Below are 22,043 nucleotides of genomic sequence, written 5' to 3'. Positions count from 1 at the left end.
TTACTTCAATGCGCCGATTGTAATGCCTTTAATGAAGTATTTTTGAAAGAACGGATAGGCGATTAGGATCGGCAGCAAGCCGACGACGGCGATTGCCATTCGGACGGACGTGCTTGGAAGCTCGGCCATTTCGTTGCTAGCTGCTGACGATAGGTTGCTGTTGTTAGAAAGAAACTGAATGTCCGTGATGATCCGGTTCAGTATGTTTTGGATGCTGAACAGCTTTGGATCGGTTACGTACGTCATCCCGTTAAACCAGTCGTTCCAATAGAGAATCGCTTCGAATAATCCAATCGTAGCCAGAATCGGCATTGAAAGCGGAATGACGATTTTATAGAATGTCTTGATTTCCCCCGCTCCGTCGATATAAGCTGCTTCCATTAAAGCCGGCGGAACGGAAGTGATGAAGAACGTTCGAACCAGTAACACGTAAAAGCCGTTCATAAGCAATCCGGGCACGATCAACGCCCAAATCGTGTTCTTGATCTCAAACACTTGCGTATAGATTAAATACGTCGGGACAAGCCCTCCATTAAACAGCAGCGTGAAAAACACGAAAAATGCCCAAAAATTTCTCATCGGGATATCTTGCCGCGACATCGGATATGCGAGCATGGTCGTCATTGCCAGGCTTGCCGCGGTACCGATTACTGTAATAAACGCGGTTATACCGTACGCGCGCCCCAGCTCACCCCGGTGATTCCATAAATATTCGTAAGCCATCAGGCTGAACTGTTCGGGCCAAAACGAATAGCCGAATTGAATGATGCTCTCTTCGCTTGAAATCGAGGACATGATCAGCAATACGAATGGAATGATGCATGCAATGGAGAATGCCATTAGAAATGTGTGTGCGGTCCATCTGACCCATTTGCTTTCGTGCGCCATTGTCTGTTACCTCCATTAGAATAAAGCGTTTTCTTTGCTGATTTTTCGAACCGCATAGTTGGAGAGGATGACCAGAACGAATCCGACAATGGATTGATATACACCCGCAGCCGATGACATCCCAATATCACCCAAGTTCATGAGCGCGCGGTATACGTACGTATCGATGACGTTGGTCGTCTCCGACAAAACGCCCGAGTCCATAGGCACCTGGTAGAACAACCCGAAGTCGGAATGGAAGATGCGCCCGATCGCAAGCAAGGTCATCATCGTAATGACCGGAATAATCAGCGGGAGCGTGACGAACCGGATCTGATGCCATTTCGACGCGCCGTCGAGCGTGGCTGCTTCGTAATATTCCGGATCGATGCTAATGATCGAAGCCAGGTAAACCACGCTCAAAAAGCCGATGCCTTTCCAGATATTCACCGCTGTCAAGATATACGGCCAGTATTCTTTGCTGGAATACCACGAAATGCTTTCTATCCCAAGGATGGGCAGAATCGCTTTATTGATGAGTCCCGTCTCGCTGCTAAGCACCGCGAACACGAGATAGCTGACAATAACCATCGAAATCAGGTGCGGCAGAATGATGATGCTCTGATAAAACCGCTGAAAAAATTTTTTCCGGATTTCGTTAAGAATTATCGCTAAACCTACCGCTCCGATCGTGTTGATGGCGATGAACGCTACGTTATACAGAATCGTATTGCGAGTAATGATGTAAGCGTCCGCTGTCTTGAACAAATATTCGAAATTTTGGAATCCGATCCAATTACTGCCCAGGATGCCCTTCGAGAAATTAATATCCTTGAACGCGATGATCATCCCGAACATGGGCAAGTAGTTGTTGAGCAGCAAATATGCGAGCCCCGGGAGCATGAGCAGGAACAGCGGAGCGAATCGTTTCCATCTTCTAGCCCTATAGCCCATAATGTTCACAACCCTTTCATAGATGCTCAGTTACCGTTGGAAGCAGCCCATGCGTCCAACTGCTTCTGCTTCTCGGCAATAACTTTGTCGATGCCCGCGTCCTTGAGCTTCGCGATGAACTCGGGGAGCGCCTTCTTCGGGTCCAAAGCTCCGCACTCCAATGCGATTCGATATTGGCTCATAACGTTGCTGACAGCGGCAAACTCCGTTTTCACCGAAGTGGAGTCGAACGTAAACCCGAGTGCCTTGGACTTAATAGCGCCCGAGTTAAACTCTTTCATCTCTTCCCACAGCTTCTCGTCATCGCCTTTGAATATATAGGACAGGAATTGATTGCCGAACAGCCATCCCAATCCCGAATAACCTACTGTAGAGGCGTCCACGCCTTCCGGGTAGTCGATGACGTTCTCGGATACTTTCACATAATGCTTGCCTTCGATCCCCCAGTCCAGCAGATTGACGACTTCCTTGTCCGTGTACAAAAGGTTCAGGAGTTCCATCGCTCTCACTGGATTTTTCGAGTTCTTTGCGATTCCCCACATGATGTTCGTCACGGTATTCGTCTTCGCTACCGCGGGCAGCATTTCGACGGATACGATCGGCATGCCGGATTGACGAGTCTCTTGGGCGTCGAATCCCGGTTTCATTACGGCTAGGTTACCTGCGCCTTTTCCGGCTTTGATGATATCAGACTTGGATTCCTTGACCGTAATCGCGTCCTTGGCGATATATCCGGCCAGATACCATTCCCTCATCTTCTCTAGCGCGGCCGCGTATTCTTCCGTTTCGAACCAGTTCACTACCTTCAAGTCCTGACCGTTATTGAGCAGTACGCCCATATCGTCGCCGAGCGAATCCCGCGTGTTATACGAGGTGATCGGAGAGTTGCCGACACCGTTGACCAACGGGATCATATTCGGCTCGTTTTCTTTAATCGTTCGTAAGATCGGTTCCAAATCGTCCAATGTTTTTACTTCGCCCAGTTTGAGGTTGTATTTATCGACGAGGTCTTTGCGAATCAAGAAACCATACTTTTGAGCCAAATCGCGAATAGTCGGAACGGCATACGTTTTACCGTTAATTTTGGACGCGTTCGCATAATCCGGGCCGAGCGCCTCGACGATTCCCTCACCTTGGTTGGCTAGCAAATCGTCCAGTTCGTTCAATTGGCCTTTAGCCACTTGGTTCGCGTACATATTTCCGAATATCGGCATCAGGTCAAGCTTCTCGCCGCTCGTCAGCATCAGGTTGGTTTGATTTTGCCAGGCGCTGAAGCTGATCGGAAGCAATTTTACATTCGTATTCAGTTTCGCTTTCGTGATCTTATTGAGCTCTTCCTCAATAAGCAGCTGATCCTTCGGCACGCTGCCGAAACTAAAGTACGCCATCGTCAATTCGTAAGGCGCTCTGGTTTCTTCATCCGAAGCAGGATCCTGTGCCGTGTTGTTTCCGGATGAGCCCGTTGCTTCGTTCCCCTTGTTGGAAGCGCATGCGGAAATCAGCAGCATGATCGCAAACATCGCGCAAACCCAACTTAACTTCTTTTTCATATTTCTCCCCCCATATCTTGAAAGTGTGCATCCGATTCGGCTTGAACGACATCGGCCGTTCTTCCTTTCGAATCTACATTCATCATAAGATAGCGATACTATCTCCAACTACCAGGATGTCGACTAACAATGTCACTGAGTCGACCTCCTATCGATCTTCCGATCGGGATCGCTCTTCCTGCCGGAATTCGAGCGGATTTCGGTTCGTGTATTTTTTGAATACGCGAGAAAAATACGAAAAGTTGGTCATTCCAACCTGGATCGCAATTTCAGATACAGGAAGATTGGATTTGCTTAACAAACGTTTGGCGACGGCGATCCTTTCTCGAACGACGTACTCCGTCACGGACAGCCCTACCTTTTTCTTAAACATTCTGTCCAAGTAATCGGCATTCAAAAAGACATGCTTCGCGATATCATCTCGCGACAACGCGCTGTCCAGATGCCGGTTGACGTACGCTGTCACGCGGTTGACCACCGACTCGGACTGTTCGACAGTATGGATATATTCCATCGCTTTCGCAATGACACGTCGACACCAAGCGATCGTATCTTTGACCGATCGTGATGCATTCAGTGACATCTCCATGGATTCGTCGTCACTGAAAAGCTGACGAGCTTGAATGCCTTCCGATTGCAAAAATGAATATATCATTTGAAGGAAATCATGGTGAAACTGATGCAGCCGCTTTGCGTTCAGACCGGAAACCTGAGTTTGACCCTCCAAGTATCGTGCGATCTCGGACGCCAACTTCTCGCTTGCCCCCTCCTTCAACATGAGCGACCAAACCGGAAACTCCGGTTCTCGAAGCGAGATCTGCGCAGGCTCCAGTCTGTCCATCTGAAACACGAGATTTTCTAACGTTACATTATTCCGATCCTGGGCTCGAAGCAGGTCAGACATCGTCGGCAGCTCATGAGCAAAGGAAGGATGTCCGATATAGCAACTTATATCGCAATAGAAATACTGGCGGCAGGAGCGAATGAATGCTTCACAGCTTCTCAACAGTCGCTTCGCTTCAGTCTCTGTCCAAGGCTCGATGGAGAGAACCGCGAGCAAGCTGCCTTTGCCGAATGGAAGAAGTTGGCGGTAGTTTCCCAGCTTTGCCAACAGCTCTTCGGCAGAATTTTGAAGCGCGTATTCGAGTATTTTCTCGTCTCGCATGCTTAAGGTTTTGTGCCACCGCTTCACGACGATGAAAACGGGAATAAACTTCATATGTTCCGAATAAGGAATATTCCGCTCCTCTGCAGCCTGTTTGATCGACTCCGGACGGGACGGTATGATGCGGTTCAGAATATCCAGCCAGAATCGTTCGATAAGCAATGGTTGATGCTGAATCCAATATTGACCGTACTGGCTGTACTCCGATTTTTTACTTTCCTCGGCTTTCTTCTCGATCGCTTTGGAGATTACGATTTCGAGTTCGGCGCTCGGAACCGGCTTCAGCAAATAATCGAAACTTCCTAACTGAATCGCTTGTTTGGCATAATGAAAATCCGCGTGGCAGGTCAAGAAGATCGACTCCGTATCCGGGTAATGCTCTCGGACCCATGCGAGGAGCTCCAGACCGCTTCCCATAGGCATTTCGATATCGCATAGCATAAGATCAACAGTGTCAAATGACGCAAATATTTCCTTTGCCTGCAAAATATCATAAGCAGTGAGTACCTCTGAAATCCCCAGCTTGTCCCAATCGACAGACGCCTTAATCCCTTCAACCGCATGAACTTCGTCATCTACGAGCAGTATTCGGACCATGTTCGACTCTCCTCTTTATGATTTTGGTTGAAGGGGCAGCAGCAGCACGATTAGCGCTCCCGTCGGCAAGCCATTCGAGATAACCAGGCAAGCTTCATCGGAATATAGCAGCCTGAGTCTCTGTTTCACGTTCCAGATCCCGATATGCTCCCCCTGTTCGTCCTCGATCCGGTTGCCTGCTTGAATTTCATCCAGAATGTCCTGATCGAAGCCCTTTCCCGTATCCTGGATTTCGATCATGAGCCGAGGCTCCGGACCGGAATCATCCAAATCGATTCGTACGGAAATTTGAATGGAAGCGTTGGGGGAAACGGCATGCTTGATCGAATTTTCGATGAATGTCTGAATAATAAGCGGCGGTATTCGCGTGTTCAGTAAATAATCGGGAGCCGTCAATTCGAAATTGAGCTTGCCGGGAAACCTTAGCTCCTGGATCCGGACATAATTGCGGACATGCTGCAGCTCGTCCTTCAAAGCTACGAAAGTTAGATTGCTTTTGAACATGTACCGGAAATATTGGACTAGGCTCATTGCCATCTCCTGGATCAACTCATATTTCCGTACCAATGCCAGGTTGTAGATAATATTTAAGGAATTCAGGAAAAAATGCGGATTGATTTGCAGTTGCAGGTGTTGCAGTTCAGCCTTCTGCTTGCTTAACTGCTCCTCGTAAATGTGTATGCGCAGCTCCTGTACCTGGCCGATCATTCTGTTAAACGTTTCGTTGACGAGACGGAATTCATCCGAAGTCCGAAACGGCTCGATACGCGTGTTCAAATTCCCCTCTCCGATCCTCTTCATAGCCGCAAGAATCCGATTGAGAGGTCTTAACACCATCTTTCGAAGCAATAGAAGGAAAGCCGGCACCAAAATGATTGCGCCGATAGGTATTGCCGCAGCAATCATCCGGAGATAAGGCAAGTTTTCCAATATCTGTTTATCCGGGATGAGCGAAATAAGGCTGAAGTTGCCTTTAGCCGATCTCTCCCCGATCACTAAATAGGAATTTGATTTGCCCGAAATATAATAGTTATTCAAATCTCTATCAAGGTCGATTCCGTTCTCGCGAACGGCTTCCGCATGGGTCATCGGTGTTCCGTTCTCGGTCGCGAATAACGAGATTCCGTGTTCGCCATATTTCAACAGTTTGAGCGGAATGTACAAATTTTCTACATTAACCCAAGCTCCGACATAGGCATCGCTAGTCTTCAACACCCTGAATAAGTAATAATTTATACCGATTTGTTTGACATACCATTGCTGGTTTCGCAACTCTCCATCCTTCTCCAGTTCCTCCAACAGCTCCTGAATATACCTTCTTATTTCATCTCTCTGCTGCCAGTTATAGAGTTCTTGAAAGGCTTCAAGGTAGTCCTTCCCGGGGATCGAATAAACGAATAAAGCATCGACCGACCCGAACGATGCGATGTCCCCCCTTATCCTGTTGTCCAAACGGACTTTGGCCAAAATCCGATCATGTTCCGTGGAACCGTACTCCATGGCATGAAGATCTTTATCGTTCACGAGCAGGTCCGTCATATATTTGTCGACATCATTTAAATTGTTATCAATTTGTCCCATATACATCGAAATAAGGTTCCGATTGGACTCGGCTACCTGATTGTGAACGACGCGTATGGCGTACAAATTGTTGTATATAAGGAAAGCGAAAGCGGGCAGCGTGATTAGCAGCAGGCCCACGACTAGCTTAAGACGAATAGAATGCCAGGAAAGGCGGAAAAGCTCGCCCCTCATCGCGATCACTCCTTACTTACGAAAAAATGACAAGCCGCATTGTAACCCATATCATATGAGAATCCGCCGCTTTCAACTATCAAAATCTCGACTTTTCATGTCACTCAGTCGACCTTTTTGCAATATTTAAAATTCCATATTGTTTGTATACTATACCCCGAGTCGAGACAATCGATTACTGCCTATAACACTGTAACGGTTTCTTTCCATTCCGGACCCCCTCTCCTTTATACCGTCATTATCAAGCTTCACGTAAGAGGTGTCCAATTTTATTCTAATGGCAAAAAAGCAGCCAATCGGCTGCCTTGGTGTTTTTTATTCAGCTAGCTTACCCCAGTGTTGAACAACCGGAGTTGGAGAACCTCACTTCACGGCAATGGCCTCGATCTCAACGAGCAAGGCCGGCGAGGCGAGCGCTTTGACAATCAATAACGTCGTCGCCGGAGGAGGGGTAGGCAACGATCCCGCGCCAGCCTCCATGAAGGGACCGATTAGACTTTCGTCCGTTAAATAGATCGTTGTTTTTACGATGTCGTTGGCTTCCATATCTGCGCCGGCAAGGACTTTGTATACGTTGCCGATCGCGAGCTCCGCTTGTTCCCGAATATCTTGGCCGGGAATTCCGTCCGGACCTACGCCTACTTGACCTGAGACGAACAGCATGCGTTGAATGGATGTAACGTCTACGCCGTGGTTATAAACGTCTGAGGCTGCCATTCCCGGAGGGTTGAATTTTCTTAACATCACTCGATCTCCTTATCATTCCATATTTTAAGCGTGCTTTAAATTTTCCTTACGCCGAACCATAGTTCTACGGAATGAAGCCCGGCTTTCTCGCCGAAAACTTGCAATTCCATACCATCCAACTGCTCATAGCCCGACGTTGGAAGCCATTCCGTATAAAATCGTCGATACAGCGTCTCGATGGTTCCGCCGATCTCATCCCAGGCAATGGGTTCCGAGGGGAAGATGGCCCATGTTTGCGCGGGAATCGTTATGACGGAATATCCGTTCGCGTTGCTGGTTCCGCTCTTAAAGGCGCACAGCATATACGGGAAAGTATCATTTCCTGTATGTTTGTAGCTGCAAAGCGCATGTACCTTGTAGGAATCTTGGCTCACAAAGCGGGGCAAGTCGCCGGCATTCGCGGCAAGTCTCTCTACTTCGCCATTGGCATGGCTTTGCTTCCAGAATTGTTCCGGCGTGTCCGGTTCATCCCCGCCTCCATCGGTACGAAAAACGCGTTCCATACCGAACACCTCGAATGATTCCTTCGTTTCAATACGATAATTCATCGCATCTACTCCTTTGATCGTAATCAGGAAGGAAAGGCGAGGATAGGCTTTCAGAGCAATACCGTCTTGGCGGGCCATTGTCGGTGTAATCCCATGAAGCGATTGAAAAGCCCGCGCGAAAGAAACCGGGGATTCGTAGCCGTATTTCATGGCAATATCGATCACTCTCGCCGCCTCGTTATTCTGCAATTCGAGTGCGGCAAGCGTAAGCTTCCGGCGCCGAATATACTCCGCCAGCGTTACATTGGTAATGAAGGAGAACATCCTTTGGTACTGATGAGACGAACAGCAAGCTCTACGCGCGACTTCGCTCAGTTCAATCTCCCCCGCCAAGTTCGATTCGATATAGTCCATCGCCCGGTTCATCCGCTCAAGCCAATCCATCCGACTCCCTCCTCTCGACCAAAGTATAAATTACCGGCCATATCGCATCGCAACTATTTGTGCACAACTAAGTTGCCTCTTCTTTGACCGTTGTTATTCGCTTCCAATTGCATACGTAATTAATAAACGTGCGATATAGAATAAAGTTTCTCAAAGCCTCAAGCGGATTGCCCTTGTGTCTTATATGGATTTTCTTGGGAATAATGAATGGGGAACGCTTATTAGAAAAGGATCGGTTGCCGATGCGCTTAACCATTTCGCAGTTTTTTTGGACGATTGCCACGATGGAAATAACGATGAATATTTGGCTAACGATTTCGCCTACCATTACTTTGGTTGGGCAAGATGCCTGGATCGCCATGCTGATCGGAGGGATGATCGGTACCGGCGTTACGTACGCGGCATCTAGAATAGGCGCGCATCATCCGGGGAAGTCATTGATCGGGCTGTCGGAGGATCTATTCGGAGAGTGGTTGGGCAAGGCGGTATCTCTTTACTATTTGCTCGGCTGGTACAGCGTCACCATTATCATTCTTCGAGCGATGGCCGAGTTTATTCAGCTCATCCTGTTCTCGCGGACGTCTGCCGTCGTCCTGTCCGCAATCATGGTCGTAACTATGATATACATCACGCATCGCGGCGGCATTACGGCAATCGGAAGATTTAGCCAAATTGTCGGACCGCTCTTTTTTCTCGTTATTTTGATCACGTTTATCTTGAATAGCCCGAATATCAATCTGCAGCACCTGCTGCCTGTCTATGCCGACCACGGTTTTGCCGCCATAATGGGAGCAGCGGTTCCGCATGCGTCTTTTTTATCGGAGTCCATTCTCATTATGATTCTGATCCCATTCCTGCAATCGAGGAAGGCTACGCGTCCCGCCATCATTGCGGTTATCGTCTCCTCGCTGTTCGTTACGGTCGCGACGGCTTTAGTTATTATGACCTTCGGTCCCCACTTTTCCGGAAAATTCATCAATCCGTATTTTAATATGGTTCGGTTTATTTCCGTACTGGAATTCATTCAGAATATGGATGTATGGGTGATCTTTGTATGGCTGTTATGCGTATTCGTAAAATTGTCTCTCTATCTGTTCATAACAAGCCATGCAACGGCCGAGCTGCTTCGGATCAAGGAGTGGAGAAAGGTGGTATGGTATTTGGGCGGCATCTATTTGCTCGTGTCCGCGCTGCCGCCCAATATCGTCACCGTGATAACCGATTACTATGAAAAAATGTGGATTCCGCTCATTTTCTGGCCCAATATGATTGTCCTTCCTTCGATCATGCTGGCGATAAGTCTGGCCAAGAAGCGCGCCGGCGGGTGATTGCACGGTTCAGACCCGTTTCCCTTGCGCTCCGATCCGTTTGATCTTCAGATGGACCTCCACGGATACTTTCATTTTCGGAAAAGCAGCCAGCCAATCCTTTTTTAATTCTTTCCACAGATAAGGATGCTGCCGGTGAACGGCTTCGCCGAATCCGAAAATGTCGGTTCCGTACTTTTGCTGGACTTCCCGAATCGTCTCTTCCACGGTTTCTTTCGTTTGCTCCTCCATGACCTGTTGTACAAGGAGGACATTGCCGGGTCTTAATAGATCGAGGGAGGTACGGTTTTCTTTGATCGTGCCTTTGCCGGTTAACCTTACGGCGACGGTGATCTGGCCGTCTTTGACCGAGGTCCGGATAACGCTTGCCATATTGTTTTCGCTGACGGTTACGTACCCGCCATTGCCTTTGCCTTCGGAGATATAACCGGTCAGAAAGGTTCTTTTCAGCTTGTTCATGATCCATAAGGCGTGAAGCGATTCTTTTTCATCCAATAAGCCGACCATTTCGGACTTCCGGTTAAATAACGCGAGCCGCTCTATCTCGAACGTCTTCCCTTGCTCCTCTTTGCTTAAGGGTTGCAAATCGATCGCCGAGAGGATCGGGCTCGTTGTTTCGCTTTCCATGGCGACGATAAAATCCCTTAGCGCCTTATCCCCGATTCTGCTGTAATTGTCCTGATCGACGGCCGCGTTGGCGGAGAAAGGATCGAAGGGACTATTCAAGGTCAATATTTGCTCCGGATGCTCGCCTAATACGACGAACACGCTAGTCCTAAGCGACGTATCCATATTGCGCGTATACATATCCAGACTGTCGGAAATCCCTTTCTTGGCAAGCGATTCTCCCAGAAAAACCGACCTGCGGTGGCCGATGAACAACCGTCTGGGCAGCTTGCTTTGGATTTTGTCGCAAGTATCCATTAAGGTACGTCCGACGGCACTGATAATAATATTGCCTCTTTGCTCCTGAGCCGTTCGGTTTCCCGAAAATCCGATCCGCGAAGGGATGGCGATTTGCGCGCTCACCTTCAAGTCCCCGCCTTCCAATCGTTCAAGCAGCGTGCCCATCCAGAACGCATATTGATTGATTTCGGTCCGGTCCCAGCAGCCGGTCAGCAGCACGGTCAAGCCTATTATTGCGAATAGGACGGCTTTCTTTTTCATCCACTAAACTCCCTTATCATCCTAAGATCGATTGGGCTTCGGTTTGCGGTAAAACGTATCGCCCATTCCTTTGTCCCCGATTGTCGAGGCGGGGGACAGGTAAGGAACGCCGAATGATTCCAGCATGCAGAGATGCCCCAATATGAAGATCGTACCGATCGCAATCCCGTAGAAGCCCAACGATCCCGATAGCCCGAGCAGAGGAAAGCGGAGCATGCGGAATGGCAGGCTTAGGCTGTATCTCGGAACCGCAAAGGAAGCGATACCCGTGCTCGCTACGATAATGACGATGGGGGCGGATATAAATCCCGCTTGGACGGCCGCTTCTCCGATGACAAGCGCGCCGACGATGCTGACGGCCGATCCCACGGCGCGCGGCATTCGCAGTCCGGCCTCCCGCAGTCCCTCGAACATAAGCTCCAAAATAAGCATTTCGATTACGGTCGGAAACGGGATCCCTTCCCGGGATGCGGCAATGCTGATCAATAAATTGGCCGGTATCATTTGCGGGTGAAACGTGGTCAGCGCTACGTAAAAGGACGGAAGAAGGAGAGACATCGCGAATAAAAGAATCCGGATAAACCGAACCGCCGAAACATACAAAAATCGTTCGTAGTGGTCTTCCGCGGCCTGAAATCCGGACCAAAAGGTCATCGGAACGATTAGCGCATTGGGCGAACCGTCGACCAATATGGCCACCTTGCCCTCCAGCAAGCTGGCGGCGACCGTATCGGGACGTTCGGTATTTTGCACTTGAGGGAATAAAGAGAATGGCTTGTCTTCTATTTGTTCTTCGATAAAATTGGAATCGATAATCGCTTTGGAATCGATGCGTCCCATTCGCTCTCTGACCAACCGAAGAACGTCGGCGTCCACATGTCCTTCCAGATAAGCGAGCACGACTCGGGTTCGGGTCAGCTTGCCGAGTTCGATCGAATCCAATTTTAAAAGATGACTGTTTATTTTGCGGCGCAGCATACTGGTGTTGGTCCGCAGCACTTCGGTAAACCCTTCCCGCGGACCTCGAATGGAAGCCTCGATGACCGGCTCCTCGATGGATCGCGACGGAAAGTCCGAGAGGCCGACGATTAGCGCGCTTGCTTCCTGATCCGAGAAAACGGCGGGATTTCCGTATAGAATGCTTTGAACGGCATCCTCCAGCCATTCGACCTGTTTCGAATCCGCTACCGGAACGAGCTGCCGTTTCAAAACCTCCTGCAGAGGTTGATCGGATGCGGGATTGCGTTCAAGCAAAGGCTTGATGACCATTTTTTCCAGCTCATTCGTGTTTGTCAATCCGTCCGCATAGACAACGAGCGCCTTCGTGCCATCCGTCCAATCAAGATGACGAAAAACAATATCCGAACAATGGCTGAACGTTTGGCGTAAGACCGATTCATTCCGTTCCAGTTGAAGGCTGATCCGCTGCGTACCTTCCTTAAGTAACATGGGAAAACTCCTTCAAAATGATTATTGAGCCTTATTATAAGAAATGTTGGCCAATTTATGCGCGTTGCAAGGGCACCGCTCATTAAAGAACGATCGTTCAAAAATAATTCTTGACCGATCGTTCTTAATATAGTAAATTGATGTTGAAAGGAGGGAGGACACAAGATGGCCAGGACAAAAGAATTCGATGAAGATGACGTTTTGCTGAAAGCGATGCTGTTGTTCTGGGAGCAAGGCTACGAGAAAACCTCCATGCAGGAGCTGGTTACCCATATGGGTATTCATAAAGGGAGCCTGTATGATACCTTTGGCGATAAACAATCCTTGTACGTCAAGGCATTGAAACGCTATATCGATATGTTCGAGCAAGCGGTTAGCGAGCCGGTTAAGCGCCGCTTGGCCGATACCGGCTCCGCCAAGGAAGCCGTCCGATTGATGCTTGAAATGGCGGTCAACCGAAACGAGGAATATCCTGCCGGCTGCTTCATGGTCAATACCGCGGTCGAGTTAGCCAAGCAGGATGCCGTGTCCCGGGATTTGGTTCAGATGGGCTGGACCACGATCGAGCGGTTCATACGCAACCTCATTGCGGAAGGCCAACGATCGGGAGAAATTCCGAGGGAGCTGGACGCGGAAGGGCTGTCCCATTTTTTCAACAACGCATTAATAGGACTTCGCGTCATGGTGAAGACTACAACGGGCAGTGAAAAGTTTCGACAAATCATTGACATGAATATGTCGGTTTTGCAATAAAACGAGCGCATGACAACAAATCCAAACCTAAAAGGAGAGTTCCCCACATGACGAAAATGGAAAAGAAATTGTACACGGCTACCGTAAACGTTCAAGGCGGAAGGGATGGGAAAGCCGTATCCAGCGATGGCGTCCTGAACCTGGACCTCAGATACCCGAAGGAACTCGGGGGCAACGGAAACGGAGCCAATCCGGAGCAGCTGTTCGCCGCAGGATTTGCCGCATGCTTCGAAGGCGCGATGGGTACCATTCTTCGGAAAAGGAATATTAAAGCGGAAGGAATCTCAATTGATTCCAGCGTTACGCTTGGCAAGGATGCGAACGACGGCTTCCTGCTTGCCATCCAAATGGACATCACGTTGAAAGGCGTAGAAGCCGGCGTTGCAAACGAAATCGTAGAGGAAGCCCACAAGGTGTGCCCATATGCCAAAGCAACCCGCGGCAATATCGAAGTCGTCACGAACGTCGTCGGTTAATCGGCGTCGACGACGGATATGGAACTCGAAAAGAAGAGCGCTCATTGAGGCGCTCTTCTTTTTAAACATTAAAAAATCGGTTGAATGCTTTTCGTTGATTCTGTTTACGGCTGCAGAAGCATTCGCTTCAAGCCGGCTATTTGCTTCTCGCCAAGTCCGATCCTTGCCAAATAGCTTTCCGCTCCGCCGAAGGCGTCGTGCAGATGATCAAGCATCAGCGCCATGTTGCTTGGCGCGCTGCCAAGGAAGAGCTCGTACATATCGGCCGGAATCTGCTCGGGACGATCCTTGCGCAGTTCATCCATGATCGGCGACAGATTGGCTTCCGTCTCCGCATAATCGGCAATGATGACCGAGCGTTCAACGCCGGCAAGATCAAGCAGCAGGGCGGCCACGACCCCCGTCCGGTCTTTGCCTGCCGTGCAATGGAACAGCACGCAGTCGCCCTCGGCTTCCGCCATCCGTCCGAACACTTCCTTAAGCAGCGGTCCGCATTCATCCAGCATATTCACGTACAAGTCGCCCAAGCTGCGAATCGCGGCATTGCTTGAGGCAGCCGGGTTTATCAAGCTAATATTGTAGTAATTGGCCCGCTCCGAGCCGTTGAACACGTTGCGCTTCTGTTCCAGCTCCCTGGCATGCCGAAGATCGATGACGGTGCGGATGCCCATACCGACAATTTTATCCTGATCGTCGCTCGTCAGCCGATGAAGGCCGTCCGCGCGCAGGAAACGGCCCCATTGAACCGTGCGGCCTTCAGCCGCCTCGTAGCCGCCGATATCCCTTACGTTATAAGCTCCCTCCAACCGGAGCAGTCGCTTGTTGCCGTCTATTGAGGTTGTCATTATTTCAGCCCGCCTTTTACGAAAGAATCGATAATTTGTCGTTGCAGCAATAAGTAGATTAGGAGCACGGGCAAGCTTGCGATCGTCGTGGCCGCCATGAGCGCCCCCCACATGTTGCCGTCGGAAGAGATGAACATTTGCAGCCCCTTCTGCACGGTCGTGTTCTCCAGCTTCGTCGTCACGAGAAGCGGCCAGAAGTAATCGTTCCAGGAGGTGATGAATAGCAAAATGCCGATGGAAGCGATCGAAGACTTCAAATTCGGCATGATCGTGCGCCATAATACGCCCCAGTCCGAGGCGCCGTCCAATCTTGCGGCTTCGATCAATGTTTTCGGATACGATTTGAATGCATTGTACAGCTGCAGCACCGCAAAAGCCGAGGCGATGTTCGGGACGATAAGCCCGGCCAAATGATCCCGCCAGCCAAAGTCGCTGATGGCGACATAGTTCGGAATCATAATGACTTGGAACGGAACAAGCCAGGTGAGTGCGATCAAGCCGTAGATCAGGCTGCTTCCCCGAAATTCCCAGCGCGTGAACGCATAGGCGGCCAAAATGCTCGTAAGAAGCTGCATGACGGTCTGGATCACGGCAACAACCATGGAATTACCCAGCATGCGGCCCATCGGTATGGCATTCCAGGCATTCGCATAATTTTCGAATGTCAGATGAAGCGGAATGAAGCTCGAGGTGAACACTTCGCTCTCCGGCTTCAAGGAGGTGACGATCATCCAATAGATCGGAAATACCGCCACCAGCGCGAGCGCGATCAACGCGGCATGCTTAATCGTAGCGGCCGTGTAAAATCCGGCATTGCGTCCAACCTTCTCCATCGTCGTCCCCCCTTTAGTTATCGAAGAACGATAGCTTCTTCGTCAATTTCATGAACAGCCAGGCCAGCAAGCCGAAGCCGAGGAAAAATACGACCGCCGCAGCCGAGCTTGCTCCGATATTGAACGATTGGAAGCCGTACGTCCATAGCAAGTAGTAAATGTTCGTCGTCGTGTTGAAGGGCCCGCCTTGCGTAAGAACGTTAATGTACGAGAAGCTCCATTCCGATGCGAACAGCGTGCTCATCATCGCCATGAATAAGATCGTTGGCGACAGCAGCGGCAATAGAATATGCCAGATGATTTGGAGCCGGTTGGCCCGATCGATTTTGGCCGCCTCGATATATTCCTTATTGATGCCCGTCATGGCCGCCGAGAAAATAAGCGTACTGAAGCCGATGAGCTTCCAGCCCGTAATAAACGTGATCGACCAGATGGCCCAATGCTCGTCCGTGAAGAATCGAATCGGCTCGGACAGATGGAACCAATCCGTTAACGCCTTGTTCAAAATACCGTTCGTCGGATGCATGATCCACCGCCATACGGACGATACCGCGACCGGCGCCATAATCATGGGCAAGAAAATAAGCGCGCGATATACATTGCTCGCTTTTCGTCCGATATTATCGGTGGCGATCGCGATGATCAGCGGAATAATAAGCGAGAACGGAATCACGCCAAGCGTGTAGATCAGCGTGTTCCATAACGCGATACCCATCTCCGGCAAGCCCAATAGATTGGTGAAATTTTTCATACCAACGTATTGCTTCGGCGATGTAGGAAGCAAGTTCCATTGATAGACGCTTAGATTGAACGTCTGCAGCAGCGGCTTGTATATCCAGAACCCGATCGACACGAGGGCCGGCAGCAGATAGATATACGGCTTGATGCGGGCAAGCCGCAGCAGGAACGGCTTGCGTTCCTTGCTCTGCGGCTTGGCGCCCGATGCGTGACGGCGAGTCACGCCTACCGCTTCATAGCTCATTGGATCAGCGCTTGCGCGCGAGTTTGCGCATCCTGCATAATGGAGACCACATCGCCATCGCTCACGATCGCCTTCGATACGGAATCATTCAAGATCGTCTCGATCTGTTTCCAATTCGCGCCCGGATACGATACCCATGGCTGCAGAGCGTCGAGCTGCTCCAGATTCGGCTTCACGAGCGGGTTCGCTTCTACCCAGCCCTTCAAGTAGTTCGGGTCGTCCACGATGGCCGGACGAAGCGGCAAATACCCGATTTCCGACGTAATGATCGTGTACCCGCGCTCGCTCGTTGCGAACTTCAAGAACTCCCAAGCCGCTTGCTGCTTCGCTTTGTCGTCCGTCAGAATGAATAAGGCGCTGCCGGAGTTGACCGGCGTCGTCGGCTTGTCGCCGAATGCCGGCATTTTCGCCGTCTTCAGCTCCCAGCCTCCGGCTTCCGAAGCCGTTACGAACGAGCTTTGGAGCGCGCTTGTGAACAGCAGCATGCCGACCTTGCCTTGGCTGAACGCTTCGATCGCTTCGCCGTCGTTCAGCTTGCTGTTCGCGCCGCTCTTGATCAAATCCTGCCACATTTGAACGGCTTCGACCGCCTCGGGCTCGCCGAACTTGATCGTCTTGCGGTCGTCGGACAGCGCTTGACCGCCGTTGCTGCCGATGATCGCCTGGATAATCCAATCACCGCCCGTCGCGCCGCCTACATGAGTGCCTGTCTCGCCCGTCTTCTCCGCGATCTTCAAGCCGTATTCCTTCACCTGCTCCCACGTCGCCGGCGGAGCGGCCGGATCGAGGCCCGCTTCTTCGAACAGCTTGGCATTGTAGAACAGAACCGGCGTGCTGAACGTGAACGGCAGGCCGTACGTTTTGCCGTTCAATTGTCCCAGCTTCATGCCGTTCGGCGAGAAGCCTTCGAAGTTGCTTTGCAATTCATCGGCCGGCACGATATCTTCGAGCGGCTTGGCGTTGAAGTTGTTGACGGCAAAGTCGAGGCCGTCGAACGTCAGCTGCGCGACGTCCGGTGCCGAGCCCGCAACGATATCCGCCTGTACCTTGGCGTTAATATCCGTCGAGGGAACCGGAATCGCATCGATCTTAATGTTCGGATTCGCCTCTTCGAATTCCTTGATCAGCTTCTCCGTGCCGGGAATTTGGCTGGCAATGGCCAGATTATAGCTGTAGAACTTCAACGTAACCTGCTCATTCGATACCGTACTCGCTTTGTTGCCGGCAGCAGCCTTGTTCGCGTTCGCGTCCTCCGCATTCGAGCCTGTCCCCGCGTTGCCGCAAGCGGATGCCAGCAGAGATAACGATACGAGTGCCGCAGCCGCCGTTTTTTTGTAAGCCATGGTTAACTCCCTCTCCTTATTGGCCCGTGAGGGCTATTTATGTTTATCGTTGCTTTCGAAACCTGTCGATCCGCTCACGCATGAGCGTGAGCCGCATCCATCTTCCACTCGAATACGATGCTTTGATCGCCCGCCATCGCCATCGGGTGAACGATCATTTGTCCATTCTTCACCAGCACGAGGTTATATCCGCTGTTGTCCACGAACTTCATGCTGTCGTTGCCCGTAGGCTCGATTCCGAACGCGACGCCGGTAGCCGCCGCGCTAATGACGCCTTGGAATAGTCCGATATTGTTGCAATGAATATGGCCCGACAGCAAGCCGATCACGTCGCTTCCTTCAATCGCCGCGGCCAAGTCTTGCGGGTTGTCCAGCAGATGGCTGTCCATCAACGGCGTCATCGTCGGAACGACGGGATGGTGATGGACGATAATCGTGCCGTTCGGGGCCGGCGCGGCAAGCACGTCGCGAAGCCAAGCCAATTGCTCTTCGTCCAAGCGGCCGCCATGCGTGCCCGGAACTTGCGTATTCAGCACGACGATACGAAGACCGTCTTCCATAAAACTGTAGTAGTACGATTCTTCCGACGGCTGCTCCCGCAAATAGCCTTCGCGGAAGAACGGGCGCGAGTCGTGATTGCCGAGCGCGACATATACCGGTACGCCGAGCTTCGCTTTCTCCTCGTCCAGCACCTCGCGCAGATGACGGTAGTCGTCGACATCGCCATCCTGCGTCAGATCGCCGCTAATGACGACGAATGCCGGCTTTTGGCTGAGCTTGCCCAGCTCCGCGAACATATCCCGCAGCTTCTTCGTTGCATCGATTTCAAATAGCGGATTTTTATCGGGAACGTTAATGTGGGTATCGGTAAGATGGGCGAACATAATCGGTTGTCTCATGACTTGGCCTCCTCGGCATGGGCTTTCGGTTCGTAGCTGCCGATTTCTTGGATGCCGTTCAAATGAATCACCCGGTACGAGGGCTTGCCGTTCCGTACGTTGACCCACAAAAACAAATTGTCGCTCTCCGGTCCGTTGCCATGCGCATGGCCGCCGGTTCTTCCGAGCTGAATGCGCTCGCCGCTGCCCGATACGGAATATTCCATCGCGTGCAGATGTCCGGCAAAAATGGTATGCGGGCGGCCGTCCAGCAGCTCGATCAGCTTGGCGTAACGCTTGTCTTCCGACTTCCATCCCGGCTTGTGCATGCTGATGAAGGTCCACTTCGCGTCGCGGTTCTCCTCTAGAACACGCTCCGCGAACGCCATTTGCTCATCGCCGAAAGCAAGGTCGATGCGCCCCAGCTCCTTGAGCTGCTCAGGCGACATGCGGCTTACGATGTCATCGTAGAAAGCCTGCATATGGGCATCCGAATTCTCCGGATCGTTCTGGACGTTGTAGGTCGCTTTTTTGATCATATCGATAAACTCGTCGGACAGCTCGGACGGCGGATCTTCCGTGTTCAGCACGAGGAACAGCGCGTCTCCCGCCCGGAATGCGTAATACTCGAAGCCTTTGCGCTCCCGCCATACGTTCAGCATGACGTTATTGCCGTAATCGTGATTGCCGACGACGTGGAAGAACGGCAGCCCCGTTGCCCCGATCTTCGCATCGATATCTTCCCATTCCGCGATCGCGTCGTTAGCGTCTCTCCAATAGCCCTCGATCAGATCGCCGACCGATACAACGAAATCCGGCTTCAAATCCTTTACGACCTCGAGCGCTTTCTCGAATACGCCCGCCGTCGCCATGCCGCAACGGTCGCCCAACACCGCGAAAGAGAAATCCCCCGTGGCCAGCTCCGGCAATTGACCGAACCATGGACGCTTGTCCGTTAGGAACCTTGCGTCGTCATACCATATTTCGCCTGCACTGCGACTTGCTTGAACGATTGTCACTGCGTTCTCTCCTCTCGGATCTAGAAATGGTTAATTCTCCATCTGACGTAAGTATGCAGGTTGTATGTAAGTGGATTGTTATCGCGTTCTAAAGGATCTGTAAATGACTAAGCCGGCTTAGAAGACAAAAAAAGGATGCCTGGGAAGGCATCCTCATCACCGCTATTCCGTTCGTCGCTTCGTTAAATGACGCCGCTCAGCATAAGCTGCTGCGTCGTAAAGCTGTAGTTTTCCTCGATGGCCGCCTTCGCTCCGTCATAGTCGTTGCGAAGCAGCGCCTGATAGATTTTGGCGTTCATGACATTGGCCCATTGCGGCTTCAATTGCGGAAACTGCTTGCGGAAGGTGACCATCTTGCAGATGAACTTGCCGCGGTAGGATTCGAGCACCTGAAGCATATAGTCATTGCCCATAGCGCTAAGTATCGTCTCGATGCACTTCAGCGAATTGTTATAGTAGCCAAGAAAGTCGCCCTCCTCGCGGGAGACGTCTTGCTGCTTCAAGTAGAGGCCAAGCGCCTCCAGATCGAATGTCAGCTCTCTTTTCTTTGCGATCTCCAGGACGAACACCTGCATCGACACGAGCACCTCGAGCATTTGGCAAAACTCGCGGAACGAAATTTCCTTCACGAGCACCCCGCGGCCTTTGAAGCTCTCGACATGCCCTTCCTTCTCCAGCATCGCAATCGCTGCTCGGATCGGCGTTCGACTCATGCCAAGCTCGCCTGCCAGCTCGTTCTCGGACAGAAGCATGCCGGGCATTACGTCCGCGCGCACGATCCGTTCCTTGATTTTAATGTAAGCTTCCGATTCCAATGAAGTCGCTCGCATGCTACCCTATCCTTTGTTTTTCATTTTGGACATTATCCTAACAAATCGGTCGTGAGATAGAAAGTTAAGATATTGTAAATGAAATCGCTGGCCCGCGCGTCAGAAAGGGGTAGGAATCGGCGGACACGCTACGGCATCGATGAATCGCGGGTCGATACCGTAGAAGTACCAGTATGATCCGCTCCATCTATATCCTGCAACACCGTCCATATCGATAGAAGTCGGATAAAACCAGAAGTTCTCGCCAGACCTGAGCCAAACATAGGTAAACTGGTAAACGCAGTCCACGATATAAGAAACAGCGGGTTTCGGCGGGATGAATGCGGGAGGAGGGGACAACGGCGGTTGTCTCACGGGTCCTTTATTTCCCATCTGAGCCATAACATCACTCCTAGCGGGAGGAATTCATACTTTTACATGCCTCTTATACTACGTAGGTGATTAACCATTTGACTGTACGCATGCCTACAAATGTTCTACGGATGCAAAGACATCCAATTTATAATTTCCTTTTTCGTAAATGAGTTTTGTTATCGAGCACTCCGAAACCAGATTGCTTTGAGCCGCCACAAAATCAGGGTGCCATCGATTTAGCCGGTCCTCTGAAAAGGCGTGAACCAAAAAATCGGTTATGAGTCCCCCATGAGTCACCAGTATGAGGTTGCTTTCAGGCGGATATGTCTTTGCCAATTCCTTCAATAAAGAGGATAAGCGGGCACCGGCCTGCTTCGCGGAATCGCCTACCGGCGGCACATAGTCCGGATCGCGAGTCGATCTCTCCCACATCGCGACGAATTCGTCAAAGGTTTGTTCCGGCAGATCCCCCCAGTTCGCCCGTTCCCGCAAACGACTATCCTCCGAATGGGCGGAATTTGTTGCAATTGCAATATATTCGGCGGTTTCCTTCGCCCTTCGGAGCGGACTCGCGACGATCGCCGTTATCGGTAAGCTGCTGAAACGCCGTGCTGTCGATTGTGCTTGCAAAATACCCTCGGGCGTAATCGAGACATCGCCGATCGCCTTTTCTTTTATCGCATGTCTGACAAGAAAGAAAGTCGTACTCATTCACTAGCCTCCTGCTGATTTATTAAATGAAATTAGATGAACATCTAATTTAAAATTCATCTAATTACATTATAATACTTCTGCTGCAGGTTAGGCTAGGGTTCCTTTGTAGTTACATTAATCGTCGAATTAGATTGCGTATAGCTATCGCTCCCCAACGCCTGAACATGAATGTGGTCATGAAGTCTCTCATGGCCGAACTCCCATGTTAATGACCATCCATCATGCCCATCCTTGTCATAACCGATGAGTTTTCTTTCACTCCAAGTCTCCGTCCCCGTCGGGATTAACCAGAAGAGGACGGTTTCTGTATTTTGGGCTTCCGCATGGATGGTCATCTTGGTTACGCCTTTTGGAACCACCCACCACCCAGATTCCTCGGGTAAATCGGTATATACTCGCAAAAGCTGAGCCTGATTATCTTCATGATTTTGAGTTTGTCCTATAAAAAAGCTAATGGCTAAAAGTACATAACTTAGCTTCACTAAAATTCACCTCACTGGATAAT

At 50.7% G+C, this 22,043-nt stretch carries 21 protein-coding genes; 3 read left to right on the top strand and 18 right to left on the bottom strand.

The features are described from left to right. The 7 genes from IDH41_RS10930 to IDH41_RS10900 form a co-directional block, all read right to left on the bottom strand. Window positions 1–888: a carbohydrate ABC transporter permease gene (locus tag IDH41_RS10930; RefSeq protein WP_190860909.1), complete on the bottom strand. Its 888-nt coding sequence runs from the start codon at window positions 886–888 to the stop codon at window positions 1–3. A 15-nt stretch (window positions 889–903) separates the two neighbouring features. Continuing rightward, a complete protein-coding gene (locus IDH41_RS10925; RefSeq protein ID WP_190860907.1) occupies window positions 904–1,821 on the bottom strand; it encodes an ABC transporter permease in 918 nt (305 codons plus the stop codon). A gap of 26 nt (window positions 1,822–1,847) precedes the next feature. Continuing rightward, window positions 1,848–3,371, bottom strand: coding sequence for an ABC transporter substrate-binding protein (locus IDH41_RS10920; RefSeq protein WP_190860905.1), 1,524 nt, complete (start codon window positions 3,369–3,371; stop codon window positions 1,848–1,850). Between the two features lie 148 nt (window positions 3,372–3,519). Further along, on the bottom strand, window positions 3,520–5,133 hold the full coding sequence (locus tag IDH41_RS10915; protein ID WP_190860903.1) for a response regulator transcription factor: 1,614 nt from the start codon (window positions 5,131–5,133) through the stop codon (window positions 3,520–3,522). 15 nt (window positions 5,134–5,148) lie between these two features. Beyond that, entirely contained in the window at window positions 5,149–6,888 is a 1,740-nt protein-coding gene (locus IDH41_RS10910) for a sensor histidine kinase (RefSeq protein WP_190860901.1), read from the bottom strand. A 363-nt stretch (window positions 6,889–7,251) separates the two neighbouring features. After that, window positions 7,252–7,632 carry a RidA family protein gene (locus IDH41_RS10905; protein WP_190860899.1) on the bottom strand — a complete coding sequence of 127 codons (381 nt, stop codon included), beginning with the start codon at window positions 7,630–7,632 and terminating at the stop codon, window positions 7,252–7,254. Window positions 7,633–7,670: 38 nt separating this feature from the next. Next, window positions 7,671–8,567, bottom strand: a complete 897-nt coding sequence (locus IDH41_RS10900) for an AraC family transcriptional regulator (RefSeq protein ID WP_190860897.1) — start codon at window positions 8,565–8,567, stop codon at window positions 7,671–7,673. Window positions 8,568–8,809: 242 nt separating this feature from the next. Here IDH41_RS10900 and IDH41_RS10895 point away from each other — a divergent pair, with 242 nt between their 5' ends. After that, on the top strand, window positions 8,810–9,895 hold the full coding sequence (locus IDH41_RS10895) for a GerAB/ArcD/ProY family transporter (RefSeq protein ID WP_190860895.1): 1,086 nt from the start codon (window positions 8,810–8,812) through the stop codon (window positions 9,893–9,895). Between the two features lie 9 nt (window positions 9,896–9,904). Here IDH41_RS10895 and IDH41_RS10890 read toward each other — a convergent pair whose 3' ends face one another. Together IDH41_RS10890 and IDH41_RS10885 are read right to left on the bottom strand one after the other, a co-directional pair. Next, window positions 9,905–11,062, bottom strand: coding sequence for a Ger(x)C family spore germination protein (locus tag IDH41_RS10890; protein ID WP_190860894.1), 1,158 nt, complete (start codon window positions 11,060–11,062; stop codon window positions 9,905–9,907). A gap of 21 nt (window positions 11,063–11,083) precedes the next feature. Continuing rightward, window positions 11,084–12,511: a spore germination protein gene (locus IDH41_RS10885; protein ID WP_190860892.1), complete on the bottom strand. Its 1,428-nt coding sequence runs from the start codon at window positions 12,509–12,511 to the stop codon at window positions 11,084–11,086. 165 nt (window positions 12,512–12,676) lie between these two features. Between IDH41_RS10885 and IDH41_RS10880 the strand changes: the two genes are divergently transcribed. Together IDH41_RS10880 and IDH41_RS10875 are read left to right on the top strand one after the other, a co-directional pair. Then, window positions 12,677–13,264: a TetR/AcrR family transcriptional regulator gene (locus IDH41_RS10880; RefSeq protein WP_190860891.1), complete on the top strand. Its 588-nt coding sequence runs from the start codon at window positions 12,677–12,679 to the stop codon at window positions 13,262–13,264. Window positions 13,265–13,311: 47 nt separating this feature from the next. Continuing rightward, window positions 13,312–13,740, top strand: coding sequence for an organic hydroperoxide resistance protein (locus IDH41_RS10875; RefSeq protein WP_190860890.1), 429 nt, complete (start codon window positions 13,312–13,314; stop codon window positions 13,738–13,740). Between the two features lie 104 nt (window positions 13,741–13,844). Here IDH41_RS10875 and IDH41_RS10870 read toward each other — a convergent pair whose 3' ends face one another. The 9 genes from IDH41_RS10870 to IDH41_RS10830 form a co-directional block, all read right to left on the bottom strand. Next, the gene (locus IDH41_RS10870) at window positions 13,845–14,585 is read right to left on the bottom strand and encodes a tyrosine-protein phosphatase (RefSeq protein ID WP_190860889.1); all 741 of its coding nucleotides are present in this window, start codon (window positions 14,583–14,585) and stop codon (window positions 13,845–13,847) included. Further along, window positions 14,585–15,418: a carbohydrate ABC transporter permease gene (locus IDH41_RS10865; protein WP_190860888.1), complete on the bottom strand. Its 834-nt coding sequence runs from the start codon at window positions 15,416–15,418 to the stop codon at window positions 14,585–14,587. Before IDH41_RS10865 ends, IDH41_RS10870 begins: the two co-directional genes overlap by 1 nt. 13 nt (window positions 15,419–15,431) lie before the next feature. Continuing rightward, window positions 15,432–16,400 (bottom strand): carbohydrate ABC transporter permease, encoded by a 969-nt coding sequence (locus IDH41_RS10860; RefSeq protein ID WP_190860887.1) that lies wholly within the window; start codon window positions 16,398–16,400, stop codon window positions 15,432–15,434. Then, a complete protein-coding gene (locus IDH41_RS10855) occupies window positions 16,397–17,743 on the bottom strand; it encodes an ABC transporter substrate-binding protein (RefSeq protein WP_190860886.1) in 1,347 nt (448 codons plus the stop codon). Before IDH41_RS10855 ends, IDH41_RS10860 begins: the two co-directional genes overlap by 4 nt. Window positions 17,744–17,817: 74 nt before the next feature. Next, complete coding sequence (locus IDH41_RS10850) at window positions 17,818–18,642, bottom strand: metallophosphoesterase family protein (protein ID WP_190860884.1); 825 nt, start codon at window positions 18,640–18,642, stop codon at window positions 17,818–17,820. Continuing rightward, window positions 18,639–19,640, bottom strand: coding sequence for a metallophosphoesterase family protein (locus tag IDH41_RS10845; protein ID WP_190860881.1), 1,002 nt, complete (start codon window positions 19,638–19,640; stop codon window positions 18,639–18,641). The genes IDH41_RS10850 and IDH41_RS10845 overlap by 4 nt, the downstream gene beginning before the upstream one ends. A gap of 182 nt (window positions 19,641–19,822) precedes the next feature. Beyond that, entirely contained in the window at window positions 19,823–20,470 is a 648-nt protein-coding gene (locus IDH41_RS10840; RefSeq protein ID WP_190860879.1) for a GntR family transcriptional regulator, read from the bottom strand. A gap of 465 nt (window positions 20,471–20,935) precedes the next feature. Further along, the gene (locus tag IDH41_RS10835; protein WP_190860877.1) at window positions 20,936–21,535 is read right to left on the bottom strand and encodes a histidine phosphatase family protein; all 600 of its coding nucleotides are present in this window, start codon (window positions 21,533–21,535) and stop codon (window positions 20,936–20,938) included. Between the two features lie 95 nt (window positions 21,536–21,630). Continuing rightward, window positions 21,631–22,020: a hypothetical protein gene (locus tag IDH41_RS10830; RefSeq protein ID WP_317890725.1), complete on the bottom strand. Its 390-nt coding sequence runs from the start codon at window positions 22,018–22,020 to the stop codon at window positions 21,631–21,633. Window positions 22,021–22,043 lie beyond the last annotated feature (23 nt).

It is taken from the genome of Paenibacillus arenilitoris, assembly GCF_014705655.1.
In the GTDB taxonomy this organism is placed as follows: domain Bacteria; phylum Bacillota; class Bacilli; order Paenibacillales; family Paenibacillaceae; genus Pristimantibacillus; species Pristimantibacillus arenilitoris.
The sequence above is the reverse complement of the archived record's forward strand: the minus strand, read 5'-3'. Positions and strand labels throughout refer to the sequence as shown.